Origin of the sequence: Nonomuraea sp. NPDC050394, from assembly GCF_044459065.1 — a bacterium.
In the GTDB taxonomy this organism is placed as follows: Bacteria; Actinomycetota; Actinomycetes; order Streptosporangiales; family Streptosporangiaceae; genus Nonomuraea.
Window position 1 is genome coordinate 527,260 of sequence record NZ_JBITIO010000006.1, and the last position, 23,609, is coordinate 550,868.

Annotated in this window: 22 protein-coding genes; 7 read left to right on the top strand and 15 right to left on the bottom strand. The window is 71.0% G+C overall.

Features of this window, described 5'->3' with window-relative positions; genetic code table 11:
- Positions 1-12 precede the first annotated feature (12 nt).
- The 5 genes from ACIBKY_RS26185 to ACIBKY_RS26205 all read right to left on the bottom strand — a co-directional run bounded on the left by ACIBKY_RS26185 (position 13) and on the right by ACIBKY_RS26205 (position 7,980).
- On the bottom strand, positions 13-1,104 hold the full coding sequence (locus ACIBKY_RS26185) for a hypothetical protein (RefSeq protein WP_397100329.1): 1,092 nt from the start codon (positions 1,102-1,104) through the stop codon (positions 13-15).
- A complete protein-coding gene (locus tag ACIBKY_RS26190; RefSeq protein ID WP_397100331.1) occupies positions 1,101-1,619 on the bottom strand; it encodes a SigE family RNA polymerase sigma factor in 519 nt (172 codons plus the stop codon). Before ACIBKY_RS26190 ends, ACIBKY_RS26185 begins: the two co-directional genes overlap by 4 nt.
- 67 nt (positions 1,620-1,686) lie before the next feature.
- A complete protein-coding gene (locus ACIBKY_RS26195) occupies positions 1,687-2,370 on the bottom strand; it encodes a hypothetical protein (protein ID WP_397100333.1) in 684 nt (227 codons plus the stop codon).
- Positions 2,363-7,342 carry a CHAT domain-containing protein gene (locus ACIBKY_RS26200; RefSeq protein ID WP_397100335.1) on the bottom strand — a complete coding sequence of 1,660 codons (4,980 nt, stop codon included), beginning with the start codon at positions 7,340-7,342 and terminating at the stop codon, positions 2,363-2,365. The genes ACIBKY_RS26195 and ACIBKY_RS26200 overlap by 8 nt, the downstream gene beginning before the upstream one ends.
- 92 nt (positions 7,343-7,434) lie before the next feature.
- Positions 7,435-7,980: a TIGR03086 family metal-binding protein gene (locus ACIBKY_RS26205; RefSeq protein WP_397100337.1), complete on the bottom strand. Its 546-nt coding sequence runs from the start codon at positions 7,978-7,980 to the stop codon at positions 7,435-7,437.
- Between ACIBKY_RS26205 and ACIBKY_RS26210 the strand changes: the two genes are divergently transcribed.
- Positions 7,979-8,800 (top strand): DUF6597 domain-containing transcriptional factor, encoded by an 822-nt coding sequence (locus tag ACIBKY_RS26210; protein WP_397100339.1) that lies wholly within the window; start codon positions 7,979-7,981, stop codon positions 8,798-8,800. The genes ACIBKY_RS26205 and ACIBKY_RS26210 overlap by 2 nt on opposite strands.
- A 57-nt stretch (positions 8,801-8,857) precedes the next feature.
- Here ACIBKY_RS26210 and ACIBKY_RS26215 read toward each other — a convergent pair whose 3' ends face one another.
- The 4 genes from ACIBKY_RS26215 to ACIBKY_RS26230 all read right to left on the bottom strand — a co-directional run bounded on the left by ACIBKY_RS26215 (position 8,858) and on the right by ACIBKY_RS26230 (position 12,629).
- Positions 8,858-9,748, bottom strand: a complete 891-nt coding sequence (locus ACIBKY_RS26215) for a hypothetical protein (RefSeq protein WP_397100341.1) — start codon at positions 9,746-9,748, stop codon at positions 8,858-8,860.
- Positions 9,745-10,329: an RNA polymerase sigma factor gene (locus ACIBKY_RS26220; protein ID WP_397100343.1), complete on the bottom strand. Its 585-nt coding sequence runs from the start codon at positions 10,327-10,329 to the stop codon at positions 9,745-9,747. The genes ACIBKY_RS26215 and ACIBKY_RS26220 overlap by 4 nt, the downstream gene beginning before the upstream one ends.
- Before the next feature lie 297 nt (positions 10,330-10,626).
- Positions 10,627-11,445: an HpcH/HpaI aldolase/citrate lyase family protein gene (locus ACIBKY_RS26225; RefSeq protein WP_397100345.1), complete on the bottom strand. Its 819-nt coding sequence runs from the start codon at positions 11,443-11,445 to the stop codon at positions 10,627-10,629.
- Positions 11,442-12,629 carry a CaiB/BaiF CoA transferase family protein gene (locus ACIBKY_RS26230; protein WP_397100347.1) on the bottom strand — a complete coding sequence of 396 codons (1,188 nt, stop codon included), beginning with the start codon at positions 12,627-12,629 and terminating at the stop codon, positions 11,442-11,444. Before ACIBKY_RS26230 ends, ACIBKY_RS26225 begins: the two co-directional genes overlap by 4 nt.
- A 71-nt stretch (positions 12,630-12,700) precedes the next feature.
- On the opposite strand from ACIBKY_RS26230, the gene ACIBKY_RS26235 reads away from it, so the two are divergent.
- Positions 12,701-13,342 carry a GntR family transcriptional regulator gene (locus ACIBKY_RS26235; RefSeq protein ID WP_397100348.1) on the top strand — a complete coding sequence of 214 codons (642 nt, stop codon included), beginning with the start codon at positions 12,701-12,703 and terminating at the stop codon, positions 13,340-13,342.
- A gap of 269 nt (positions 13,343-13,611) precedes the next feature.
- Here the strand turns inward: ACIBKY_RS26235 and ACIBKY_RS26240 are convergent, their stop codons facing one another.
- The 3 genes from ACIBKY_RS26240 to ACIBKY_RS26250 are packed head-to-tail and all read right to left on the bottom strand — an operon-like array spanning position 13,612 to position 15,791.
- Positions 13,612-14,019, bottom strand: coding sequence for a tyrosine-type recombinase/integrase (locus tag ACIBKY_RS26240; protein WP_397100504.1), 408 nt, complete (start codon positions 14,017-14,019; stop codon positions 13,612-13,614).
- Between the two features lie 42 nt (positions 14,020-14,061).
- Positions 14,062-15,141, bottom strand: a complete 1,080-nt coding sequence (locus tag ACIBKY_RS26245) for an ATP-binding protein (RefSeq protein ID WP_397100350.1) — start codon at positions 15,139-15,141, stop codon at positions 14,062-14,064.
- On the bottom strand, positions 15,138-15,791 hold the full coding sequence (locus ACIBKY_RS26250) for a response regulator transcription factor (protein ID WP_397100352.1): 654 nt from the start codon (positions 15,789-15,791) through the stop codon (positions 15,138-15,140). Before ACIBKY_RS26250 ends, ACIBKY_RS26245 begins: the two co-directional genes overlap by 4 nt.
- Before the next feature lie 87 nt (positions 15,792-15,878).
- Here ACIBKY_RS26250 and ACIBKY_RS26255 point away from each other — a divergent pair, with 87 nt between their 5' ends.
- From ACIBKY_RS26255 to ACIBKY_RS26265, 3 genes are all read left to right on the top strand, one after another.
- On the top strand, positions 15,879-17,207 hold the full coding sequence (locus ACIBKY_RS26255) for a S41 family peptidase (protein WP_397100354.1): 1,329 nt from the start codon (positions 15,879-15,881) through the stop codon (positions 17,205-17,207).
- A 109-nt stretch (positions 17,208-17,316) separates the two neighbouring features.
- Positions 17,317-18,054 carry an ABC transporter ATP-binding protein gene (locus ACIBKY_RS26260; RefSeq protein WP_397100356.1) on the top strand — a complete coding sequence of 246 codons (738 nt, stop codon included), beginning with the start codon at positions 17,317-17,319 and terminating at the stop codon, positions 18,052-18,054.
- Positions 18,055-18,059: 5 nt separating this feature from the next.
- Positions 18,060-19,886, top strand: a complete 1,827-nt coding sequence (locus ACIBKY_RS26265) for an FtsX-like permease family protein (RefSeq protein ID WP_397100358.1) — start codon at positions 18,060-18,062, stop codon at positions 19,884-19,886.
- 465 nt (positions 19,887-20,351) lie between these two features.
- On the opposite strand, the gene ACIBKY_RS26270 is transcribed toward ACIBKY_RS26265, so the two are convergent.
- Positions 20,352-20,852 (bottom strand): TetR family transcriptional regulator, encoded by a 501-nt coding sequence (locus ACIBKY_RS26270; protein WP_397100360.1) that lies wholly within the window; start codon positions 20,850-20,852, stop codon positions 20,352-20,354.
- 53 nt (positions 20,853-20,905) lie between these two features.
- Between ACIBKY_RS26270 and ACIBKY_RS26275 the strand changes: the two genes are divergently transcribed.
- Positions 20,906-21,259 carry a VOC family protein gene (locus ACIBKY_RS26275; protein WP_397100362.1) on the top strand — a complete coding sequence of 118 codons (354 nt, stop codon included), beginning with the start codon at positions 20,906-20,908 and terminating at the stop codon, positions 21,257-21,259.
- Positions 21,260-21,262: 3 nt separating this feature from the next.
- On the opposite strand, the gene ACIBKY_RS26280 is transcribed toward ACIBKY_RS26275, so the two are convergent.
- Together ACIBKY_RS26280 and ACIBKY_RS26285 are read right to left on the bottom strand one after the other, a co-directional pair.
- Complete coding sequence (locus ACIBKY_RS26280; RefSeq protein ID WP_397100364.1) at positions 21,263-21,673, bottom strand: VOC family protein; 411 nt, start codon at positions 21,671-21,673, stop codon at positions 21,263-21,265.
- 10 nt (positions 21,674-21,683) lie between these two features.
- A complete protein-coding gene (locus tag ACIBKY_RS26285; protein WP_379635988.1) occupies positions 21,684-22,124 on the bottom strand; it encodes a helix-turn-helix transcriptional regulator in 441 nt (146 codons plus the stop codon).
- Between the two features lie 187 nt (positions 22,125-22,311).
- Between ACIBKY_RS26285 and ACIBKY_RS26290 the strand changes: the two genes are divergently transcribed.
- Positions 22,312-23,595, top strand: coding sequence for an MFS transporter (locus tag ACIBKY_RS26290; RefSeq protein WP_397100366.1), 1,284 nt, complete (start codon positions 22,312-22,314; stop codon positions 23,593-23,595).
- Positions 23,596-23,609: the final 14 nt, after the last annotated feature.

The window sequence follows — 23,609 nt, forward strand, 5'->3', positions numbered from 1 at the left end:
GTGCCCTGACTCCTACCCGCTTTCCGCCTGGCCGGGCAGGATCACGTCCGACCGCTTGACGGGGTAGCGCTCCAGCGGGCGGGCCCGGCCGGTGCGCACGTCGACGGCGAAGGTGCGCAGGCCCGTCGTGCCGGAATAGGTGATGCCGATCTCCCCGGAGCTGCGCCAAGGGCCGGTCGCGGTCACGGCGCCGCGGTCGCCGGGCAGGCCGCGGACGGGCACCGTACGCAGGGTCCTGCCGGTCTTGGCGTCCAGCAGCGTCAGCTCATTGCGCAGATGGCGCTGGTGCCGGACCGCGGCGACCGTACGGCCGTCGGGGGCGAGCTCGCTGAACATGATGAACGCGCCGTCGAACCGCACCGGCTTGCCCCCGCCGGTCACCGGCATGAGCCACAGGTCGGTCTTGACGTAGCGCACCAGCGACACCACGCCGTCCTTGAGGCTGACCGGCTCGAACTTCCCCGGCACCGCCACCGTCGCGCCGGTACGCACGTCGATGACCATCCCCGGCTCCTTGCTGCCTTCACGCGGGTCGAAGGCCAGATGGCGGCCGTCGTCGGAGACGAAGAGCAGGGAGCCCACGCCGACGCGATCCTCGCCCAGCCGCGACCGCGACACCGTCCGGGTGCCGCGCACCAGGTCGTGGACCACGTGCGCCCCCTCCCGGGGGTCGTAGTAGGCGAGCATGCCGCCGTCACGGCTGATCGCCACCGGCGCGGCGAGCGTCCCGGAGATGTAGGAGGGGGCGTGCGGCAGCCGGTAGGTCCGGCCCGAGCGGGTGACGACCCGCCACTCCGACGCGGAACAGTCGAAGGTGGGCTTGCCGGCACAGGGTGTACGGAAGGCGTGGCCGAGCGGCCCCACCGCGGTGGCGGGCAGGTCGGGCGTCTTGCTCGCGCCCTCGGCCGCGACCGGGCTCACGGTGCTCTGCCACGGCAGCGTCACCACGGCTCCGGCGAGGGCCAGCGCGGTGGCGGTGGCCAGGCCGGCGACCACGCCGCGGGTACGCCGCCTGCGCCGGTGGCCCGCGATGGCCGCCTCGGCCAGATCCACGCGTGGGGCCTGCTCGGCCAGGTCGCCGAGCGCGTCACGCAGCCTCGTCATCGGGCCACCTCCTCGATCACATGTTCCGACAGCAGACCGGCCAGCTCCGGCGCCTGCGCCCGCAGGCGCGAGAGCGCGTGGTGGGTCTGGCTCTTGACGGTTCCCAGCGAGCAGCCCAGCACCTGCGCGGTCTGCGCCTCCGTGAGGTCCTCCCAGAACCGCAGCACGAGGACGGCCCGCTGCTTGGGAGTCAGCCTGGCCAGCGCCTGGCGCAGCACGATGCGGTCCAGCGCCGCCTCGTCATAGCGCCGCCCGTGCTCGGGCAGGCTGGCGCTGGGCGACTCGGGGCGGGGACGCCGCCGCCACGAGATGTACTGGTTGATCAGCGCTTTGCGCGTATAGGCCTCGGGGTTGCCGTCGCGGGCCAGGCGGGCCCAATGGCCGACCACCTTGACCAGGACGCTCTGCAGCAGATCCTCGGCAAGGTGGGCGTCCCCCGTGAGCAGGTACGCGGTCCGCATGAGCGCCTGCTGGCGGGCCAGCACGAACTCGCGGAAGCCGGCGTGAGGTTCCAAGATTCGTTTCTCCTCTCACCCCTGTCAAACGCCACGTACGGGGCGAAAGGTTGGAACCCTTATCAGATCAGTCCGGCAGGAACCGGATGCGCAACGTCTCGGGCAGGTCGGCCAGCGGCGTCGTATAGGAGAACAGGTCGAGGCCGAGCGGCTTGTGCCGGACCGACGCCCCGGCCTGGATCGTGCCCTCGGCCGGCAGCCCCGCCGGCGTCCTGACGACCATCCGCAGCCGCTGCACCCCGTGCACCGGCGCCCGCGCGCTGCCGTGGAAGACCCACGACGGCGTCCGCGTCCCGTCGTAGAGCCCCTCCACCGCCGTGCGCCGCTTCTTGCGCGCGCCGTTGACCCCGAACTCACTCTCGATCACCAGCGGCACCACCAGCTTGATCGAGTACGACAGGTCGGTGAACTCCTCCAGCATCATGGGATCCATCGAATGGGCGGTGCTCTCCTCACCTGACAACGTGATCCGCAGCCACCCCGACGCCAGCTCCGCCTCCTCCTGGGAGACGAACGTGCACGACAGCGCGGTCAGGTAGTAGTCCCAGCGGGCGGACTCCGCGGCGATGAAACCGGCCAGCTCCTCATCCGGCCCCGCGTCCGCGGCGGTCAGCCGCCGGGTCGTGGGCGTGCCGATGGCCACCTGCCCCTCCAGCAGGAAAGGGGCCGCGGGCGCCCGCCGGCCGCGCACGGTCCTCAGGCGCAGTGCCACGGGGACGTCGGCGTCCTCCGACAGCTCGATCTCAGTCATCGCCATCCCCTCCCATAAGGACGAACGCGCCCCAGTCGCGATACTGCGGGAACTGCCGGCGGGTCAGGTGCCGGACGTCGTGGAAGGCGTCCCAGATCCCCTTGCCACCGGCCAGCTCGGCGTACAGGCGCGGGAAGAAGTACGCCGCCGTCTCGTCCGAGACCGGCCACAGCGTGGCCACGATGAACCGCACCCCGGCCACGAACAGCGCGGCGGGGATGCCGCGCAGGTTGTCGGCCCGGTCGATGCGGCCGAGCCCGGTCTCGCACGCGCTCAGGGTGACCAGTTCGAGCCCGGTCAGGTCGAGGCCGAGCAGGTCGTACGCGAAAAGGGGCCCGTCGGCCAGGTGCACGGCCTGCAGGACGGGCGCGTCGATGTTGTGCGAGCCGTGCGCGGCGAGGTGGACGTAGCGGCTGCCGCGCAGCGCGGCGAGCACGGCGGCGCGGGTGGCGGCGGCGTTCAGGACGGGCGCGGTCGCGAACGCGGCGGCGCACGCGACCGCCTCGGCGACCGCCTCGTGCAGCGGTGGGTGGCCGGTGCCGAGGTAGTCGAGCCCGATGCTGGTCAGCGTGCCTTCGCCGATCGCCGCCGCGGGGCGCAGGAGCAGGTCGAGGTTGGGAAGGTAGCCGGTCTTCCAGTCGTCCAGCCACCGGCCGCGCTCGGGCCCGGCCAGGTGGAAGGGGAAGAAGTGGTAGGGGCCGTGCGGCGCCACCAGCAGCCGGTCGAGCCCGCTCTCCCGGAGCCCGGCGAGGTGGTCCAGGCTCTCCCGGCCGAACAGCAGGGGGTTGACGAGGAAGGCCAGCGCCCCGGCGGTCACGGGGGCGGGGCCGGGGTCCTCCTGCAGCAGTTGCCTGGTGCCGGCCACGTCGGTGCCCAGCGTGGACACGGTGAAGGCGGTGTCGCCGACGACGGCGATGTCGCCCGCGGGGTGGTCGTCCCAGGCCAGCCCGACGAAGGTGGCGCCGGCGGTGACGATCAGGTGGGCCAGCCCGCCCCGGCCTTCGGCGGACAGGATCGGCAGGTAGATGATCAGCGCGGTGCGCTCGCCGAGCCGTTCTCTGAGCCCGCCGAGCTTGAGCGTGGCGTAGGGCAGGAAGGCGCGGTGCGCGAGCACCTTCTCCGTGATCTCGGCGTCGAACGCGCGCTGGCGGTTGCGCAGCCGGCCTTCCTCGGAGCCGGCCGGACGGCGGTGGCGGGAGTCGGCCCAGGCCACGACCATCAGCTCGTCCAGAACCTCCTGCGCCGCCTCGGGAACGGCGAACGTGACAGGTTCGGGGTCGGCCAGCGCGGGCGGCCCGGCGAGCAGGACCTCACCCAGACGGCTGCCCTTGGCCTGGCTGAGCAGGACCCCCAGCGTGTGCTCGCTCGTGCCGGTGGTGAGCAGGCCGGCCAGGATGCGCGCGTAGAACCGCTGGAGCAGTTCGGTGGTGCCGGGGGAGGTGAGCGGGACGAACTTGGCGACCACGCCGAGGGTCGCGAGAACCTCGATGGCGTCGTCGTCGGAGATGCCGGCGCTGGCGGGCATGAGGAAGGACTCGATGACCAGCAGCGCGTACTGCGTGGCGCCCGCGTAGGTGAAGCCGTGGACGGCGGCGGTGGCGAGGCCCACCTGCTCGGAACCGTCCACGTGTTCCGCCGCGGTGGCCGACAGGCGGGCCTCCAGGAAGTGCAGGGCCTGGCGGAAGCCGCCGAGGCGCGGGTCGTCCCGGTCGACGCGGCCGAGCGCGGCCAGGCCCCGCTGCGGATCCCCGTCCTGCGCGGTGGCCAGGTCGGCCTCGGTGAGCAGCCGCCCGAGGTCGTCGTCGTGGATTCTGGCCAGGAGCTTGATCTGCCAGGAGCAGACCTGGGCGACGCCCACGCTCTCGTCGAGGTCGACGTCGGGCTCCGCGGTCGCGGCGGTGACCTTGGTCAGCAGGTCGAGGGCGCGGGCCGGGGCCGTGTCGGCGAGCAGCCGGGCCAGGGTGAGCGCCGCCGCCACGGCGGACTCGGCGCCCGCACGCTCCATGTACGCGTCCAGGTCGGCTTCCAGCAGGGCGATGGCACGTTCCGCTCCGGCGATCCGCTCGGGGTCTGAGCGCATCGCCAGCATCCCCAGGCGGCGTCCGTACGCGTCGTCGGGAAGCAACTGGAGCGCCGTCTCGACCGCGGCGTCCAGCTCGGCCTCGTCGATCGGCTCGCCCCGCTCGCGCAGCCGGTACAGGGCGGCGGCCAGCCGTCGTGCCGCCTCTCCGCGGGCCTCGCCGGTACGCAGGCCGGCCGCCCGCGCCAGATGCCCGGCGGCGGTGCGCAGGGCGGTGACGGGATCGGGCAGACGGTGGCCTTCGTGGCCGGGCAGCAGCGGTGCGGGGTCGAGGAGGAGCTCGCGGCCGCGCCGTTCCCATCCCGGGGTCGTGTACCGGCCGTAGAGCTCGAGGTGCAGTGTGCCGAGCCGGAAGGCGGCCGTACCGGCCAGAATCGCCTCGCCGCTCTCCTCCGCGAAGCGGGCCACCCACGATCCGGCCTCGTGGGCCGCCTGGTAGAGCGCGGGATCGGCGCGCCGGGAGAGCACCTCGCGCGCGCTGTCCACCAGGATGAGGCTCGCCTCGGCCCGTGCCTTGGCGAGGACCGCGTCCCCGGTCGTGTCCCGCAGCCCGGCGACCAGGAGCCTGGCCAGCCATAACGCCTGCTCGGTCGCGCCGGCGCCCAGCAGCAGCGTCGCCTCGGCGGTCTGCCTGAGCAGCGCGCCGAGCGTCGGCTCGTCGTCGGCGAAGGGCGGCATGGCCGTTTCGGCCTGCTCGATGTCGAGCGACCCGTCGGCGACGTCGGCGAGCGCGGCCTGAAGGAGCGCGGCGGCCGGTGGCTCGTCCGGGTGGCGCAGGGCCAGCAGATCGCCGAGAAGCAGGAAGTCGGCAGTACGGCGGGCCGTCTCGATGGCCTCGTCGAGGTCGTCCGGGCGGCCGGCGGCTTCGGCGCGGTGGGACAGCGCCCGCGCCAGCTCCTCCCGGCTCGTGGTGGCCAGTTCGTGCCCGTCGGACAGCGCCACGGCCCCGCGCAGGAAGCCGATCGCCGCGTCGAGCAGCGCGGGCCTGGGTTCCAGGGCGTGGCGCCATTGCAGCAGTTCGCCCAGGCGGAACAGGACGAGGAGGGGTTCGGCGCCGGTCGCGGCGCCGTAGGCGGCGAGACTGCGGTCGAGGTCGGCCGGGTTCTGGCGGCGGAGGTGGCGCAGGCGGAGCGCGGAGCCGTACATGAGGGTGGTCAGGCTGGTTCCGTCCTGTGTGACGGCCAGCATGTCGATGGCCTCGTCCAGGTCGGCGGACGGGTCGTGAAGCGCCCGTTCGGCCAGTCCCAGCCCGATGTTCCTGGTGATCTCGCGCCATTCGGGGGAGTCCCGCGGCAATTCGGGGAGGAAGCGCCGGGCGACGGCCAGCATGGCGTCCGCGTCCTGGCGGGTGGCGTGGGCGCGGAAGAGGGAGACGACGGCGACCGGGGGTGGGGGAGTGTGCCGCGTGGCCTGCTCGTAGAGCTCGATCGCCTCGTCGAGCCCGGCCGGTGTGTGGCTGAGCGCGTCGCCCAGGTAGGCGAGGAACAGGCCGCGGCGGTGCTCGGGCAGCGGGCCGTCGAGCGCCTCGCGCAGCAGCCGGAGCGCGCTCGCCTCGTCGCCGGGGTCGCCTTCGAGGTGGTGGCGGATGTCGTGGGCCAGGCCCAGGTAGCCGGTGAGGACGGGCGAGGGCGGTCGTGCCCGCAGGCGTTCGACGACGCGGCCGAAGAACCGGGGGAGTGTGGGGCTCAGGACCTCGTGGATCAGCGCCGCCGTCTCGAGGTCCAGGCCGTCGGCGCGCAGCCCTTCGCTGTCGGCGGCGAAGCGCCGCAGGGCCTCGGGGCCGGTCGTGGCCTCTTCGAGGCCGGTGGTCTCGCCCAGGTACAGGGCGCGGTACCAGGTCAGCAGGCCCGAGCCGGGCTGGGGCGCGGTCAGGTGGGCGGTCTTGCCGGTCTGCTCGAACGCCCGCAGTTCGGGGGTCGCCGGTTCTTCCTCCGGCTCCGGCTCTGGTTCCGGCGTGCCGTCGCCGAACCGGCCGGCCATCAGCCGGGAGAGCACCTGCCCGGTCTGCCGAGGCGGGTCTCCGGTGGCGTAGAGGCCGGCGAGTTCGTTCAGGACCCGGTCGGCGAGATCCTCATCACGCGAAGTCTCGAACAGGATGGCTCCGGCGTCGCAGTAGTTGAGCACGTGGACGGCCCGGTCGATGTGGTCGTCGGGGATCAGCCCCAGCACGTCCTCGTAGATCTCCACGGCCTGGACGAGCAGGGTGGGGTCGCCGGTGACGTGGTGGAGGTCCTTGACGATCGCCGCTCGCAGGGCCGAGCGGGCGGCGTGGTCGGGGTCGTCCTTCCGGGTCGCGGCCAGCGACTCCTCGACCAGTTCCAGCGCTCGCAGGAGTCCGGTCGCGTTGGCCAGGTGCTGGGCGATCAGGTGCCAGGCGTTGCCCAGGTTGAACACGTGCCGGGGGCGGCTGGGATCGTCGGGGCCGGTCGCGGCCAGCACGCGTTCCCACAGGTAGACGGCATCGGGCACGCCGTCGACCGTGCCGGTGCCGATGACCCGGTCGACCAGTTCGGTGGCGGCGCCGTCCCACATGAACCGGACGAGGCCGCTCTCCCCGGCCAGCAGGTGCCGCGGCACCGCCACGACCAGGTCGTTGACCGCGCCGGGAACCCGGTGTGGGGCGACGGTCTTCAGCAGGGAGAACAGTCCCATGGCGGCCAGGAGTTCGCCCTCGTCGCGGCTGCCCCCGGTGGTGTAGCGGGCCCAGTGCAGGCGCCCGACCGCCTCGACCGCCTTGGCGAAGTCCGCCGGGTCGACCTCGTGGTCCCCGTCGATGAGCCGCACCAGCTCAGCGGCCTCCGTCAGCGCCTCCCCGGCCCAGACGCGTTTCTTCCTGCCCCAGACGAAGACCCGACGACGTACCTTTTCCACCAGGGTGTCCAGGTCTTCCACCGAGCCTCCCCGCCGAGAGTCACACGGCACTCGCCGGAGGCGGGTCCTCCCCAAGCAAACCAGATCGATCCGGCGCGGTCAGCGGCTTTCGATCACGTCGCCGTCCAGGCCGGATCCCGGCCGATAACGCCGAGCAGGCGGTCGAAGGCCGGGGCGTCGTCCGGCACCGTCACCGGCGGTCCGAAGGCGCCGCGCTGCCGGCCCATCTCCACCATCTGGAGGGTGAAGTCGACGGACAGCGTCACGGTCTCCGGGTCCGGCTCGTACGGCTGCGCGGTGGCCTTGGCCAGGTCCCAGCCGTGGACGACCATGTCCACGAGGAACATGTGCCCCAGCACGGTCATCGGCAGGCCCATGGCGGCGCTGTCCCCTTCCCACGCCTCGGGCCGCGACCAGACGGCCAGCGTGCGCTCGGCCCGCTCGGGGAAGTCACCGGTGTAGGGGCCCTGCTCGACGTGGGGCCCCTTGGCGCCCAGCGACTCGAACAGTTCCGCGACCCACTCCAGGTGGGCGATCAGGGCTTCGACGTCGAACTTCGCGCAGGGCGTGGGTGCGGCGAACTGCTCCTGCCGTACGCCGCGCACCACGCCGGCGGTGCGTTCGGCGGCACGTGTCATCAGCGGCATCATGTGGTCCATGGCAGCGATGATGCCCCGTCCGTCTCAGGCGCGGCTTGTAGAAACGCGACAGCGTGGCTGGGTAGACCCTTATGCGGGGCTGGCGGCCTTCGACTTCACCCGGCAGGCGCCGCCGCCGGGCCTCGCGGCGTTCGTGGACCACTTCTGGGTGGTCACCTGGACGGATCTGGCCGAGCCGTACGTGCAGCGCATCGTCTCCCATCCCACCGTGAACCTGAACATCGCCCCTGACCACCGCCGGATCGCGGGAGTGATCAAGGGCGGTTTCTCCTACACGATGCGCGGAAGCGGACGTGTGCTCGGCGTCCGCTTCCGCCCCGGCGGATTCCGCACGTTCCTCGGCGGCCCCGTCTCCGAGCTGACCGGCCGTTTCGTGGAGATCAGCGACATGTACGGCGAGGCGGGCGTGGCCCTGTCCGAGCGGGTCCTGGCAGAACCCGAGGCGCGGGCGGCGATCGCGCGGGTCGAGACGTTCCTGCTGGGCCTTGGCCCGCGCGAGGATCCGCTGGCGGAGGAGGCGGCGGCGCTGGTGGCTCTGGCGGAGGCCGAGGTGCCCATGGTCAGGGTGGAGCAGCTGGCCGCCCGATCGGGCCGGTCGATGCGCTCGCTGCAGCGGCTGTTCCGGGACTATGTGGGGATCGGCCCGAAGTGGGTGATCCGCCGGTTCCGGCTGCACGAGGCGGCGGAGCGCATCTACCAGGGCCTCGACCTGGCCACGCTGGCGGCCGAGCTCGGCTACACCGACCAGGCGCACCTGACCCGCGACTTCACGGCGGCGGTCGGCATGACTCCGGCGGCTTACGCTCGCCGCAGATCTTGATCTACAAAGTAAAGGCGGTCGGTTAATGAAACTTATAGTTTCCAATCCAGAATCACCCTACGACGAGGAACGAGCGGCGTCCTCCTTGAGCTTCCGGGTGACCGCCAGGCGGATCGTGCCCGGCTCCGGTTCGTCGGCCCTCCAGACGAACCAGTCATCGCCGACAGGGGTGTCCTGTTTGTTGGGGTACATGTCATAGGGAAAGTTGCGCTCCAACTCGGCGAACCGGTCGTCGGTGGCGAGATGCGGCTCGGTGACGAGGTAGGTGACGGCGAGGCCGCGCTTCACGATCTCCGCCCGTACCTCGCCGACGGTCTTGCCCTCTGCCGGGTAGCCCTTCAGCGACGTGGCCGGCGCCGGGGAATTGGACTGCACGCGATGGCGCCTGTCGTCGGGGACCAGCACGCAGGGGGCCACGGGGTTGTGCGTGAGGATGGTGCTGGTGCTGATGTATCCGTCGACGGGTGCGACGGCCAGGGTCCAGACGAAGGTCTGGCCGGGTTTGAAGAGTTTGGTGTTGATCTGCATGCGCCAGGCCTGCGGCTCACCGGGGATGCTCGTCGGCGCGTAGTACAGGCCGCGCGGGATGTCGGTCACCGGGGTCCCGCGTTCGTCCCTGCACTTCTGGCCGGCGGGGACGTAGTCGACGATCGCGGGGACGCCCAGGCCGGCGAGTTGCCTGCTGAGTCCTGGGGCGTCGCGGAAGTCGCGTACGGTCACGTGGACGATGCCGTCGGCGTCCTTGGTGACGGCGTAGGCGGTGTCGGGGCCGCCGGGTGTGGCCACGGTGGCGACGGCGGCCACGGTGGCGATAGCCGCTCCCGCCGCGGTGGCGAGGGCGAGGCGGCGGCGTGGGCGCCTGTCGCGTTCGGTCGCGGCGCGGGTGGCGACGTGGGCCTTGAGTTCGGCGAGCCGGCGCTGTTCGAAGCCGGCGAGGGTGTCGTTCATGACGATCCTTCCAGGATGGGCTCCGCGTGGCCGGTGGCGTCGGTGGCACGGGTGGCGTCGGTGGCTTCGGTGGCTTCGGTGGCTTCGGTGGCTTCGGTGACTTCGGTGACTTCGGTGGCTTCGGTGACTTCGGTGACTTCGGTGGCTTCGGTGGCGAGGCGGCGGCGGGCGCGGTGGAGGCGGACTCTGGCGGTGCCGACGCGGATGCGCAGGGCGGCCGCGGCGTCGTTGACGGTCAGGCCGTCGACGTCGACGAGTTCGGCGATGGCGCGCAGGCTTTCCGGCAGGCCTTCGAGTGCGGTGAGCAGGGGGCGGGCGGCGCGTTCCGCGTCGATGCGTTCTTCGATGCGGGTGATGTCGTCGGGGTCGAGGTGGCGGCGTCCTGCTGCTCTGCCGGTTTTGTGGAGTTCTTTGGCGGCTCTGCGGTGTTCGGCGGCGAGGAGGTTGCGGGCGATGCCGTACAGCCAGGCCTCTTCGCTGCCTCGGTCGGGGCGGTAGGAGGCGGCGGTGTCGATGGCGGCGAGGAAGACGTCGGTGGTGAGGTCGTCGACGGTGTGGGGGTCGGTGGTGCGGCGGGCCACGAACCGGCTGACTCGTTCGGTGTTCGGTAGAAGGCTTCGAACGCGGCGGGATCTCGCATGGTCTGGCGGAGATCCTGCGATGGGCTGTCGGCCATCGTGGGGTGCCTTCCTGTGGTGGCTGGTTTTCCCCTTCTTGGTGAGGAGGGCGGTGGTTTATTACATGTGAAGATCGGTTGTCGTGTGTTTGCCGGCGGGCACTTCTTGTGATGGCTGTGCGGCGGGACATCGTGGACATGGTGGTGATCGAGAGCGCGCGGGCGGCGGGCGGTCGTCGCCTTGTGGGGGTTTTTGTGAGGGTCAGGAGTCTTGTGGGGGTCCGGGGTCGGCGAGGCGGTCGGCGAGGGTGAGGATGCGGCGGGCCTTGGCGAGTACGGGAGCGTCGACGAAGCGGCCGTCGGGCAGGGTGAAGGCGGCCTGGCCGGCTTCTGTGGCGGCTTGCACGATTTCGGCGGCGCGGGCGGTTTCCTCGGGGGTGGGGCGGAAGGCTTGGCGGATGGCGGGGATTTGCCGGGGGTGGATGGCGGTGCGGCCGAACATGCCGAGGGCGCGGCCTGCCGTACAGGAGGCGATGAGGCCTTGTTCGTCGTGGACGTCGGGGTAGACCGACATGGGGACGGGGGGCAGGCCGGCGGCGGCGGCGGCGAGGATGACCTGGAGGCGGAGGTGGTCCAGGGCGGCGGGGGAGGTGAGGGAGAGTTCGGCGGTCAGGTCCTGCTCGCCGAGTGCGAGCGCGGTGATGCGGGGGTGGGCGGCGATGGCGGCGGCGTTGAGGATGCCGGCGGCCGATTCGAGCAGGGCGCAGGCGGGGACGTCGAGGGTGTCCAGGGGTGTGGTGGGTTCGACTTTGGGCAGGCGGACGGCGGTGAGGCCGGGTGCGCCGGTGAGGGCGGCGAGGTCGTCGCGGCCGCGCTGGGTGGTGAGGTCGTTGATGCGGACCTGGGTGGGGATGCCGGGGTTGGTGTGGAGGTAGTGGAGGGCGTTGGCGCGGGCTTGGTCTTTGTGGTGGGGGGCGACGGCGTCTTCGAGGTCGATGATGATCTCGTCGGCGCCGGAGGCGGCGGCTTTGGCGAAGCGTTCTGGGCGGTCTCCGGGGACGTAGAGCCAGGTGACGGTCATGCGATGACTCCGGATTCGCGCAGGGTGGTGATCTGTTCTGGGGTGTAGTGGAGTTCGGTGAGGATGGTGTCGGTGTCGTGGCCGAGGGGGCGGCCGGGCCAGCGGATCTCGCCGGGGGTTTCGGACATGCGGAACATGACGTTCTGCATGGTGATGGTGCCGAGTTCGGGGTCGGGCAGGTCGACGAAGGTGTTGAGGGCGGCGTACTGGGGGTCTTCGGCGATGTCGGAGATTTCGTAGATGGGGGCGATGGCGGCTTGGGCGGCTTCGAAGGCGGCGATGACCTCGTGGGCGTCGCGGGCGGCGATCCAGGTGGCGACGGCGTCGTCGAGTTCTTCGACGTGCTGGACGCGGCCGGCTCCGCTGGCGAACCAGGGTTGGGCGACGAGGTCGGGGCGGCCGACGAGGGTGACGACGCGTTCGGCGACGGGTTGGGCGCTGGTGGAGATGGCGAGCCAGCGGCCGTCGCGGGTGCGGTAGGTGTTGCGGGGGGCGTTGCTGCTGGAGCGGTTGCCGGTGCGGCGGGGTGTGACGCCGAGGGCTTTGTAGGCGCTCATCTGGGGGCCGAGGAGGCCGAGGATGGGTTCGATGATCGCCATGTCGATGATCTGGCCGCGGCCGGTGCGTTGGCGGGTGTGGAGGGCGACCATGATGGCGTAGGACATGGCCAGGCCGGCGATGCCGTCGGCGAGGGCGAGGGGCGGGAGTGTGGGTGGGCCGTCGGGCTGGCCGGTCATGGCGGCGAAGCCGCTCATGGCTTCGGCGAGTGTGCCGAAGCCGGGCTGGCGAGACATGGGGCCGAACTGTCCGAATCCGGTCATGCGGGCGATGATGAGCCGGGGGTTGGCGGTCAGGAGGTCTTGGGGGTCGAGTTCCCAGCGTTCGAGGGTGCCGGGGCGGAAGTTCTCGATGAGGACGTCGGCGCTGTGGGCCAGTTGCCGGATGATCTCCTGTCCTTCGGGGTGGGACAGGTCGATGGCGGCGTTGCGTTTGTTGCGTGACAGGGTCTTCCACCACAGGCCGACGCCGTCGACGGCGGCGCCGTGGCCGCGGGAGGGGTCGCCGCGCCGGGGGTGTTCGATTTTGATGACGTCGGCGCCGAAGTCGCCGAGCATCATGGCGGCGGAGGGTCCGGCGAACAGGGTCGCCATATCGATCACCCGGAGGTCGGGCAGGCTTGTCATGATGATGTAACTTATAAGAAATAAGTCATACGTCAACCCGCGCGACTCCGAAATACGGAACAATCACGGACATGCCGCCTACGCCGCCGATGAGTAAGGCTGATTACGTCTACAGCGTCCTGCTGGACGACATCCGCAGCGCGCGTATCCCGGGGGGTACCGCCCTGCGCGCCGCCGCGGTGGCCGAGCGCCTGGGTGTCTCGGTCACCCCCGTGCGCGAGGCGCTGCGCCGTCTGGAGAAGGATCGGCTGATCAGCTACGAGCCGCACCACGGCGCGACCGTCATCGACATGGGGGCGGACGCGCTGGAGGAGTTCTATGGGGTGCGTGCGGTGGTGGAGGGGCTGGGTGCGCGGCTGGCCGCCGCCCGGATCACTCCGGAGCTTCTGGCGGGGCTGTCCGCGTTGCACGCCGAGATGATCGCTGATCTGGGCGCCGGTGCGCTGGCCGGGCTGGGGGAGAAGTCGCGGGCGTTTCATCTGTCGATCGCCGACATCGGGGGGCCTGCTTTTCTGGGGCAGCATGCCCGTGCGATTCGTAATAGTGTGCCGGTTCCGGCGGCGGCGTCGTTGTGGCTGGATCCGGTGCAGGCGCGGGCCAATCTGGATGCGCACGAGCACATTCTGGCGGCGTTGCGGGCGGCGGACGGCGACCTGGCCGAGAAGATCATGATCGATCATGTACGGCAGGCGGGGGCGTCCCGGGCGTCGTGACGGGGTTCGCCTGTCTTGGGCTCCGGCGTTTCCTCCTGGTCAGACCTTGGGCTGACGTCGTTCAGACCGTGGGCTGATGTGGCGGGGCGGCGCTCACCGCGACGCTGTACGCATGCTCCTTCACAGTCTGTTGTCCCTCGGCCTGCTCGGCCTTTTCCGTCATCGGCGTCGGTGCCCCGGCCGGGGCCGGGGCCGGGCCGCCCGGTCCGGCCTGGAAGAGGGGCGGCCGGATACGCCGGAAAGGGGCCGTGGGCTGCTGTAGCCGCAGTTCAGCGGGTTTGGCGACGTTGGGCGGGGTCTGCTTCGGCGGTGATGCGAGCGGAGGTCTCTTCGCCGAGTCGTACGTAGCGGCCGAGGCTGGCCAGGTGCTGGTGGCGGCTCGTGGCCTGCAGTTCGGGCGCTGTTCGGCCGGCTTGGGCGAGATGCTGGAGCGCCGAATGGCGGAGCTGGTGCGATGTCCACCCTTGCCGGTGCGGGTCGAGCTTTGCGGAGGCGGTCTTGAACAGGTACTCGGCGCGCGGATAGGACAGCCGGCCTCGCCCGGTGACAGGGCAGATGTCGGCGGCCGGTGGCGCGCGTTGGCCGGAGGTGGGGCGCGTTAGTCGGCCGGGAACACCGGCCCGGTGGTGCGGCCGGCCAGCAGGCGGGGCAGGATCCGGGCCGTGAAGGTGGCCCAGTGCACGTACTCGATGGCGAGTTCACGTTCTGTGTCACATGCGTCATTCTGCTGTTTTTCCTGCGGGGGATGCGTCCTCGGATCCCGCGAAAACCACGACGAGCTCCAGCCCGCCACCCAGGTTGGGATTGGCTCGCACGTCGGCCCCGTGAGCCTTCGCGATCGCCGCGACGATCGACAATCCGAGCCCGGCGCCCTGCCCAGGGGTCGTATGCAGCCGCCGGAAGGGCTCGAAGAGATCGCCGAGACGTTTCTGAGGCACGTGCGGGCCGGTGTTGCGGACCGTCAACACTCCACGGGAGAGCGTTACCTCAACGGTTCCGCCGGGATGGTTGTAGCGGACCGCGTTGTCGAGGAGGTTGGTGACGAGCCGGTTCAGCAGGACAGGGTCCCCATCGACGACGAACGGCTCTGCCCGTCCCGTCACGGTGACGCCGTTCGAACCTGTTTCCGCCAGGACGAGCTGTACCGCCTGGTCCAGGGCCACCGGACTCCTGTTGTCCAGACCGTTTTCCGCCTGGGCCAGGACCAGCAGGGCGTCGATGAGGTTCTCCGCGCGGCGGTTGTGGCGCAGGAGCGTGCCGCGGATCTCGCCGTCGTCCTCGGGGAGCCCGATTTCGATCGCCGCCCGCTGGACGGCCAGCGGGGTCCGCAACTCGTGGGAGGCGTTGGCGATGAACCGCCGCTGCCCCTCGACGGAGCGTTCGAGCCGGTCGAGCATCGCGTCGAAGGTGTCGGCCAGTTCCTTCAGCTCGTCCTTCGGCCCGGTGAGCGCGATCCGTTCGTGCAGGGTCGATAGGGACAGCCGCTGCGCGGTGGCGGTGATCCGGTGGATGGGCCGCAGGAGCCGCCCGGCGACCAGCCATCCGACGACCAACGAGACCAGTGTCAAGATCCCCACCGTGAAGGTGGTCATCTCCCACTGGTAGCCGATCACGTCGTTCACCAGCTCGGGCAGGTGTGGCGCCGGCGGCTGCGGCGCCACCGCCCCCCCGGGTAGCCGGGCGACCCGGGTCTTCAGTGCCTGGCGCAGCAGGAGGTTGACCGTGACCAGCAACACGACCGAGGTCAGCAGGAACAGTCCGGAGTAGATCAGGGTGAGCCGGACCCGGATCGTCGTCACAGCAGGTATCCCGCACCGGGAACGGTCTGAATGCAGGGTGGGTCGCCCAGCTTGACCCGTAGCCGGCTGACCAGGACCCGCACCACCGTGGTGAACGGATCGGCGTTCTCGTCCCAGGCCTCTTCGAGTAGCCGTTCGGAGCTCACGACCGTGCCGTTCGCCCTCATCAGCACCTCCAGGACGGCGAACTCCTTGAGTGACAGGTGCAGGTGCCGCCCGTCCCGCGAGGCCTGCAGCCGGTGGGGGTCGAGCACGATCCCGTGGCGCGTCAGTACCGGTGGTACCGCCGACTGGCTACGCCGTCCCAGCGCCTGCACCCGCGCGACCAGCTCGGCAAAGTCGAACGGCTTGGGCAGGTAGTCATCGGCCCCCATCCCCAAACCTGCCACTCGCTCTGGCACCGACGCCGCCGCCGTCATCATCAAGATCCGCGTACGGCTCCCGCGCGCCACCAGCTCACGACACACGAGGTCGCCGTGCAGCTCGGGCAGGTCCCGATCCAGCACGAGAACGTCGTAGTCGTGCACCGCCAATCGCTCCGTCGCGGCGCACCCGTCGTACACCACGTCCACGGCCATGGCATGGCGGCGCAATCCCACCGCCACGAGATCGGCCAGGTCTTGTTCGTCTTCGGCCACCAGAATCCGCACCCGACCTTCATACTCGAACGGGGGTTTCCTTGGCGTTAACGGATCCGTTCACGACCGTGTAACCCGCTTCAGGCCACGCTGGCGGCCATGATCAGAGCCCTCTGCGCGGCCGTCCTGGTGGCGGCCTGCTCGATGTCCGCACCCGCGTCCTCGCCCGCCACCGCCTCAGGCGATCGCTGTACCACCGCCACCGCGCCACCTCCGGAATCGGCGCCGCCGACATCGGTGAACACGCTCCGGCAGGCGTACCTCTGCGTGCTGGACAACTACTACAGCGGTCCGGCCATGGATCCGAAGGCATTGCTGAAGAGCGCCTTCGCCGCATATACCCAGGACCTGATGCGGCGCGACGCCGATCGGGCCGACCTCCGCCTGCCCGCCCTGACCGGGAACCGGGACATCGACTGGGCCGCCTTCGCCCAAGTCCTCGGCGCCGGTGACGTGTCCGCGCTGCGCGCCGCGATCACCGCGATGGTCGCCGGGTTGCACGACAACCACGCCCGCGCGGTCAGGCCGGCTCCCCAGCCGGAAGGCGAGCAGATCGGAACCGGCATCGTGGGCCTATCAGCCCGGCAGGGCCGGCAACTCGACCCGGCGGCCAAGCCGCCGTTGTTCATCACCGGCGTCCTGCCCGGCAGCCCCGCCGCCAAGGCCGGCATCAGACCCGGCGACATCATCGTCAAGGCCAACGGCGTGCCCGCGTTCGTCGGGAACACCGTGAACCAGAGCATCGTCGAAGCCTTCGCCACCAACCCGGTGAAGCTCACGCTCAAGCGCCCCACGACGGGACGGACCCGCACCGTCGACCTCAAGGAGGGGCCCATCACGAGGCAGTCCCCGGCGGTGACATCGAAGACGCTTCCCGGCGGCGCCGTCCACGTCCAGCTGCCCGGATTCTTCGAAGGCGCCGCCGACCAGGTCATCGCCAAGCTGAAGGGCAAACCGAAGGCGGTGGTCCTCGACCTGCGCGGCAACGGCGGCGGGTCGCCCCGCGAGGTGACGCGGCTGCTCGGCGCGTTCGCACACGGCAAGGTCACCAGCTACTTCTGCCCACTCAAGGGCGACTGCGTGCCCAATCGGACCGACGACACCGTCGCGCTGGTCGGCTCGCGCCTGCTCGTCCTCACCGACCGGGGATGCGCCTCGGCCTGCGAGGACTTCAGCGCGGCCGTCAAGGACAACAGACTGGGCACCTTGATCGGGACCCGCACCGCGGGAGCCGTCTCCGGTCCCGCCGAAGCCTACGTCCTCAATGACGGCAGCCTCCTGCTGCTGCCCAAGGTCCGGCACCTCGGGCCCGCCCGCGAAACCATCGACACGATCGGCGTACCGGTCGACCACCCCGCTCCCATGACCGCGCTCGACCTGGCTACCGGGCGCGACCCGGGTGTGGCCAAGGCGCTGGCGCTTCTTTGACGCTTGCCGCAGCGGCTGAGCCGGCCGTCCCTTTCACCATCGCCGGCACCCAGCGCGCCGCCATGGCCGAGCCGGCTCCAGACCTGTAAGGAGAACGAAGGAGTGGATTGTGAGCAATGCCGCCGGCACGCCCGTACTGAGCGCCCGCGGGCTACGGAAGGAGCACGGCAAAGGGGAAGGACTGGTGCGCGCTGTTGACGGCGTCGATCTCGACGTCAGCGTGGGAGAGACGGTGGCGATCATGGGACCGAGCGGCTGCGGAAAGTCGACGCTGCTGCACCTGCTCGGCGGGCTGGATCGGCCCTCGGCCGGAGAGGTGTGGCTGAACAGCCGGCGCATCGACAACATCAGCGAGAAGACCCTGGCCGGGATGCGGCGGACCGACGTCAGCTACGTCTTCCAGTCCTTCCACCTGATGGAGGAGCTCACCGCCGTGGAAAACGTCGAGCTGGCGGCGCTGCTGGCCGGACGCTCGCCGCGCGTCGCACGGCGGCGCGCGGAGGAGCTGCTGGATCAGCTCGGACTCGCCGGCCGGGCGCGGTTCCTGCCCTCCGCGCTCTCCGGCGGCCAGCGGCAGCGGGTCGCGCTCGCCCGGGCGCTGAGCAACGAGCCGCTGGTCGTCCTCGCTGACGAACCGACAGGAAACCTGGACAGCGCCGCCACCCTGGACGTCCTCCAGCTCTTCGAGGACCTGCACGAGTCCGGGCAGACGCTGGTCATCGTCACCCACGACGCGCGGATCGCGGACACCGCGGACCGGAAGTTCTCGATGCGCGACGGCGCTCTCGTGGACGAGAGCCGCCTGATCGGCGGCACCACCGGGCAGCTCGTCGGGCTGGAGGGCTGACCGGCATGGGCCGCATCGTCCTCGTGGTCCGCCTGGCCCTGCGAGACCTCCTGCGTCGCCGTACCGAGGCCGCGCTTCTGCTGCTCGCCATCCTGGCCGCCACCACGACGCTGACGCTCGGGCTCGTCCTGCGCGAGACGGCCGGCGACCCGTACCAGAGCACCCGGGCGGCGACCAACGGACCTGACGTGGTCGCCAACGCCAACCTGGCCGGCCTCGCGGAGCTCGGGAAACTGGCCACCGCCTCCGGCGTCACCGAGCACAGCGGACCGTACCCCGTCATCGCGGGTGAGCTCGAGGCGTCCGGCCGGACGTCGGATGTCCAGGCCATGGGGCGCGACGCCGCTGTCGCGGCGGTCGATCAGCCCGAGGTGACCCAGGGCAGTTGGGTCAGCGACGGAGGCGTGGTGCTCGAGGCCGCCTTCGCCGACTCGCTCGATGTGGGCGTCGGTGACCCGGTCACCTTGGGCGGTAGGTCGTTCAAGGTCGTCGGCGTCGCGGTCACCGCGGCCATGCCGCCCTATCCCGGAGCGTCCTGCATCGTCTCGGCCGGCTGCATCAACGGCGCCATCCCCGACGACCGGAAGCTGCCGGCGGGGTTGCTGCACAATCCCGGGCTGGCCTGGCTCACCCAGGCGGACGTGCTGAGCCTCGCCTCGGACCAAAGCTCCCGGTCGTACGTGATGAACCTGAAGCTGGCCGACCCGGACAAAGCCCAGGCATTCGCCAACCGGAACGGTGACGGCGATCACGGCGGCGCCATACCCATGCAGACCTGGGAGAGCATTCTCGCCGACGCCACCGACCTGGCCCGAGACTCCCAGATCCTGCTGCTGATCGGCGCCTGGCTGCTCGGCCTGCTCGCCGTGGCCAGTCTCTCGGTGCTGGTCGGCGGGCGGATGGCCGATCAGAGCAGGCGTATCGGGTTGCTGAAAGCAGTCGGCGCCACACCGGGACTGGTCGCTGCCGTGCTGCTCGCGGAGTACCTCCTGGTGGCCGTCGTCGCGGCAGCGGCCGGGCTGACGATCGGAGCGCTGAGCGCTCCGTTGCTCACCGAGTCCAGTGCCGGCCTCGTCGGCGGCGCGGGGACGGCGTCGTTGACCTGGTCCACGATCGGTCTGGTGACTGCCGTGGCACTCGGCGTCGCGGTCGTGGCGACCGCTGTTCCGGCCGTGCGCGCGGCCCGCTCCAGCACCGTCAGCGCACTGGCCGACGCGGCCTGCCCACCTCGCCGCACCGGTTGGCTGATCAGTCTCTCGACGCGACTGCCCGTCCCGCTGCTGCTCGCTCTGCGGGTCGCCGCCCGCCGGCCCCGACGGGTGGTGCTGGGCGTGGTCAGCATCGCGGTCACGGTCAGCGGCATCTACGTCCTGCTGGTGCTCAACGCCTTCCTCGGCGACCAGCCAGGCACCGGTGCGTACACCGAAGCTCAGGTGGCGGTGCTGCGGTACGTGCTCCTTGTCTGGACGGTCATCCTGCTCTCCCTGGCGGCGGTCAACGCCATCGTCATCACCTGGGCGACGGTGCTCGACAACCGGCATGCGTCGGCGCTTACACGCGCCCTCGGCGCCACCCCGCAGCACGTGACCGCCGCCCTGGCCACCGCGCAGGTGCTGCCCACGCTCCTCGGCGCCGTCCTGGGGATCTTCCCGGGAGGCTGGGCGCTGCTCGCCGGAATCAACACGATCACCGGCGGCGACAGCGACAAGGTGACGCTTCCCGCACCCTGGCAGCTGATCGCCCTCGTGCTGGCAACCGTGCTCGTGGTGGCGGCGCTCACCTCTGTTCCCGCCCACCTTGGCGGCCGCCGTCCCGTGACCTCGACTCTCTAAGCCGACCACCACGGCAAGCGTGATGATGCCGCATCGATCCGTTCCTTACGCCGCTCACCTCGGCGTACCGGCCACGGACGTTGGGGACGCAAGGACGGGATTCGCGACCTGCCGTCGAGGATCTGGACCTCCTGGCGTGGTGTGTAGCGACCAAGAAGCGCACCACCCGCTGGAGGTCCTCGTCCCCACCGGTCGCTTGCGGCATCTCGTGAGCGGATCAGGCCAGGGCCGCGGCGAACAACACTCGTGGCTCCAGATCCAAGGGAATCGATGTGCTGGTAGCGGGTGCAGGGAGCGGGCCGGTAGAAGATCAGGTCGTGCCAGTTACGGATACGGGGGAGCAAAGCGTCAGCCGCTTGTCCTCGTTGGTGATCTTCTTCATGTCGGCGACGTCGGGGACCCGCGCCTCCCCGGCGAAATGAGCGATCTTCCCCGATGGCGCGCCTTCCAGCCACGGAGGGGCGGTTACGTGTCGGTGAGGATGAGGTGGAGGGCGGGGCGGACGGTGGAGGCGGGGGTGCCGTCGGCGACTTCGAGGAGGGCGGCGCGCCAGGCGGCGGCGAGGATGGGGGCGGCGCTGGTCAGGTGGTTCTGCAGCAGGTCGCGCAGGAGTTCGGTGATCGGGTCCTTGCGTGGTTCGGGGGGTTGTTCGGCCAGGATGCGGCAGGTGCCGAAGTGGACGGCGGTGTCGAAGGCGACCAGCAGGGCCGCGCGGACGGGGGCGGAGCCGGCGGCGGCTGCTCCGTGCATGCGGTCGATGACGCGTTGTTCGAAGTCGTCGCGGATGACGCCGTAGAGGCCGAGTTTGGAGCCGAAGTGGTGGTAGAGGGCGCCGGTGGTGACGCTGGCCTTGGCGGCCAGGTCGGTGACGTTGACGGCGTCGTAGCCGTCGCGTTCGAAGCGGTGGAGTCCGGCTTCGATGAGCCGTGCCTTGGCCGAGCCGGGTACCGGGATGGATGGGCGCACCACGCCATCGTAGTTGATTGACGGGATCACGTAAACGGATTATGTTCGAGCGTATGAAGCTTATCTTCCTGTATCAGCCGGTGACCGATCTGCAGGAGTCGGCGGCGTTCTACCGCGACGTGCTGGGGCTCGATGAGTCGTGGCGGGAGGGCGAGACGACCGTGGCGTTCCACCTGCCCGGCACGGAGGTCGAGCTGATGCTCGACATCCCGCCCACCGACGGGCCGGAGTGGGGGAGGGGCGGCGGGTTCATGGTCGACAGCGTCGACGACTACATCGCCGCCCATCCCGGACTGAAGTGGGTGGGTGAGGTTTTGGAACTGCCCGACGGTAAGAGCGCGGCGTTCCTGGACCCCTCGGGTAACCCCATCCACCTGTTCGACCAGAGCACGGCGGGACCGCAGTAGGTCCTACGCCTTCGGCTCCTGCTGGATGCGTACCAGGTTGCCCGACGGGTCGCGCAGGGCGCAGTCGCGGGGGCCCCAGGGCTGTTCGATGGGCTCCTGCAGGATCTCGGCGCCGGAGGCGCGGGCGTTCTCGAAGGTCTTGTCGAGGTCGTCGGTGCGCAGGACGATCATGGGCATGACGCCCTTGGTGAGCAGTTCCTGGATGGCGTCGCCGTCGGCCTGGGAGCGGCCCGCGTGGGGTTCCGACAGCACGATCTCGGTGCCGGCCTGGGCCGGGGTGCCGAGGGTGACCCAGCGGAATCCGCCGGAGGCGACGTCGTTGCGTACCTCGAAGGCGAGGGCGTCGCGGTAGAAGGCGAGGGCTTCGTCGACGTCGTTGACGGTGACGTGGCAGTACTGAAGTGCGATGCTCATGCCGCCCACGTTAGGCGGCGGCCTCGCGTTTGGCTTCTTCGATCCTGCTCGGCGCGTCGCGGGTGGGGCGGGTGCGCAGCCGCGCCACGCACGGGGGCATCGCGGCCACGGCGCTGTGCTCGCGGGCGCGGTAGGCGCTCGGCGTCTCGCCGAGCAGTTCGGTGAAACGGGAACTGAAGGAGCCGAGTGAGGTACAGCCGACGGCCATGCACGCGTCGGTCACGCTGACGCCGGCGCGCAGCATGGCCATGGCCCGCTCGATGCGGCGGGTCATGAGGTAGCTGTAGGGCGTCTCGCCGTAGGCGGCCCGGAACTGGCGGGAGAAGTGCGCCGGTGACATGAGCGCGTGGCGCGCCATGGTGGGCACGTCGAGGGGCCGCGCGTATTCGCGGTCGATCAGATCCCGCGCCCGCCGCAGGTGCGCGAGGTTGGCCAGGTCTTGCGGGGTCATGCGGGCAGCGTAGCACCGGCGGCTGACAAAGTGCCCCTGACCTGCGCTCGGGCCGCGTCCGGGCCGGGGGCTGTGCGGCGGGCGGTCGCACCGGTAGTCTCATCGCATCTCACGAGTCGTGTCCCCCGCCCGGCTCGCGTCCTCGGCTCGTGTCCCCCGAGCCATGCCGGCCTGACGGTGAACCCCCATGACGCTGCCCCGCCTGCTTCCCTCCGCCTACCGGCCGGTGCTGGCCAACCGGGTGTTCCGGCGGCTGATCGGCGGCTTCGCCGTGTCCTATCTCGGGGACGGGATGAGTTTCGTCGCGGTGGCGTGGCTGGCGATGGAGCTGGCGCCGCCGGGCAGCGCGGGGTTGTGGATCGGGGGCGCGGTGGCGGCGTACACGCTGCCGGGGGTGGTGGGGGCGCTGGTGCTCGGGCGACGGCTGCGCCGGGTGCCGGCGCGGCGGCTGCTGCTGGCCGACAACGTGGTGCGCGGGGTGTTCCTCGGGCTGGTGCCGCTCGCGTGGCTGGCGGGGGTGCTCACGCCGTGGGTGTGCGTGGCGCTGCTGGCCGTGTCCTCGCTGCTGCACGCGTGGGGCAACGCGGGCAAGTACACGCTGCTGGCGGAGTTGCTGCCGCCCGAGCAGCGGCTGGCGGGCAACACGGTGGTCAGCACGCTCAGCTTCGCCGCCACGATCGCGGGGCCCGCGATCGCCGGTGTGCTGGTGACGTATGTGAGTGCCGCGCTGGTGCTGGGCCTGGACGCGCTGACGTATGTCTTCCTGGCGGTGCTGGTCGCGCGTACCCGGCTGCCGCGGGTGGGGCAGGTCTCGCCGGTCGACCGGGCGGCGGCGCGGGGCGGGCTCGCGTTGCTGCGTTCGCATCCGGAGTTGCTGGGGTTGCTGGCGCTCACCTGGTTCTTCAATCTGCTGTACGGCCCGGTCGAGGTCGCGCTGCCGCTGCACGTGAGCCGGGATCTGGGGGCGCCGGGCACGCTGCTGGGGCTGTACTGGATGCTGTTCGGCATCGGGGCGGTGGCCGGCGGGCTGGCGGTGGGGGCGCTGCGCCGGTTGCCGTTGTGGCCGGTGATGGTGGTGATCGTGGCCGGGTGGGGGGTGTTGCTGCTGCCGTTCGGGTTCGATGTTCCGGTGGCGGTGACGGTGGCGTGTTTCACGCTGGGGGGTGTGGTCTATGGGCCGTTCGTGGCGTTGTCGGTGACGCTGATGCAGACGGCTTCGCCGCCGCGGCATCTGGCCGCGATGCTCGCGGCGCGCAGCGCTGTGCTGCTGACGGCCTCGCCGCTGGGTACCGCGCTGGGCGGGCCGCTCACCACCGCGCTGGGCCCGCGGGTGACGCTGGCCGGCTCGGGCCTGGTCACCGTGGCCTTGGGGGCGCTCGCGTGCGTGCTGCTGTTGCCGGCCCGCCGGACAGCCTTGACCAGACCAAGCAGGAATGGAGAAGCATCCGGTACGGCGCCGCCCCTAGCGTGACCCGAGGGACACAC

Excerpts from the sequence above, each read along its gene's own strand:
- ACIBKY_RS26225 (WP_397100345.1), bottom strand. The coding sequence starts at position 11,445 with ATGACCGTCACCTGGCTCTACGTCCCCGGAGACCGCCCAGAACGCTTC.
- ACIBKY_RS26205 (WP_397100337.1), bottom strand. The coding sequence starts at position 7,980 with ATGGACCACATGATGCCGCTGATGACACGTGCCGCCGAACGCACCGCC.
- ACIBKY_RS26235 (WP_397100348.1), top strand. The coding sequence starts at position 12,701 with ATGCCGCCTACGCCGCCGATGAGTAAGGCTGATTACGTCTACAGCGTC.
- ACIBKY_RS26210 (WP_397100339.1), top strand. The coding sequence starts at position 7,979 with ATGGCAGCGATGATGCCCCGTCCGTCTCAGGCGCGGCTTGTAGAAACG.
- ACIBKY_RS26275 (WP_397100362.1), top strand. The coding sequence starts at position 20,906 with ATGAAGCTTATCTTCCTGTATCAGCCGGTGACCGATCTGCAGGAGTCG.
- ACIBKY_RS26185 (WP_397100329.1), bottom strand. The coding sequence starts at position 1,104 with ATGACGAGGCTGCGTGACGCGCTCGGCGACCTGGCCGAGCAGGCCCCA.
- ACIBKY_RS26215 (WP_397100341.1), bottom strand. The coding sequence starts at position 9,748 with ATGAACGACACCCTCGCCGGCTTCGAACAGCGCCGGCTCGCCGAACTC.
- ACIBKY_RS26265 (WP_397100358.1), top strand. The coding sequence starts at position 18,060 with ATGGGCCGCATCGTCCTCGTGGTCCGCCTGGCCCTGCGAGACCTCCTG.
- ACIBKY_RS26285 (WP_379635988.1), bottom strand. The coding sequence starts at position 22,124 with ATGACCCCGCAAGACCTGGCCAACCTCGCGCACCTGCGGCGGGCGCGG.
- ACIBKY_RS26195 (WP_397100333.1), bottom strand. The coding sequence starts at position 2,370 with ATGACTGAGATCGAGCTGTCGGAGGACGCCGACGTCCCCGTGGCACTG.
- ACIBKY_RS26290 (WP_397100366.1), top strand. The coding sequence starts at position 22,312 with ATGACGCTGCCCCGCCTGCTTCCCTCCGCCTACCGGCCGGTGCTGGCC.
- ACIBKY_RS26230 (WP_397100347.1), bottom strand. The coding sequence starts at position 12,629 with ATGACAAGCCTGCCCGACCTCCGGGTGATCGATATGGCGACCCTGTTC.
- ACIBKY_RS26280 (WP_397100364.1), bottom strand. The coding sequence starts at position 21,673 with ATGAGCATCGCACTTCAGTACTGCCACGTCACCGTCAACGACGTCGAC.
- ACIBKY_RS26255 (WP_397100354.1), top strand. The coding sequence starts at position 15,879 with ATGATCAGAGCCCTCTGCGCGGCCGTCCTGGTGGCGGCCTGCTCGATG.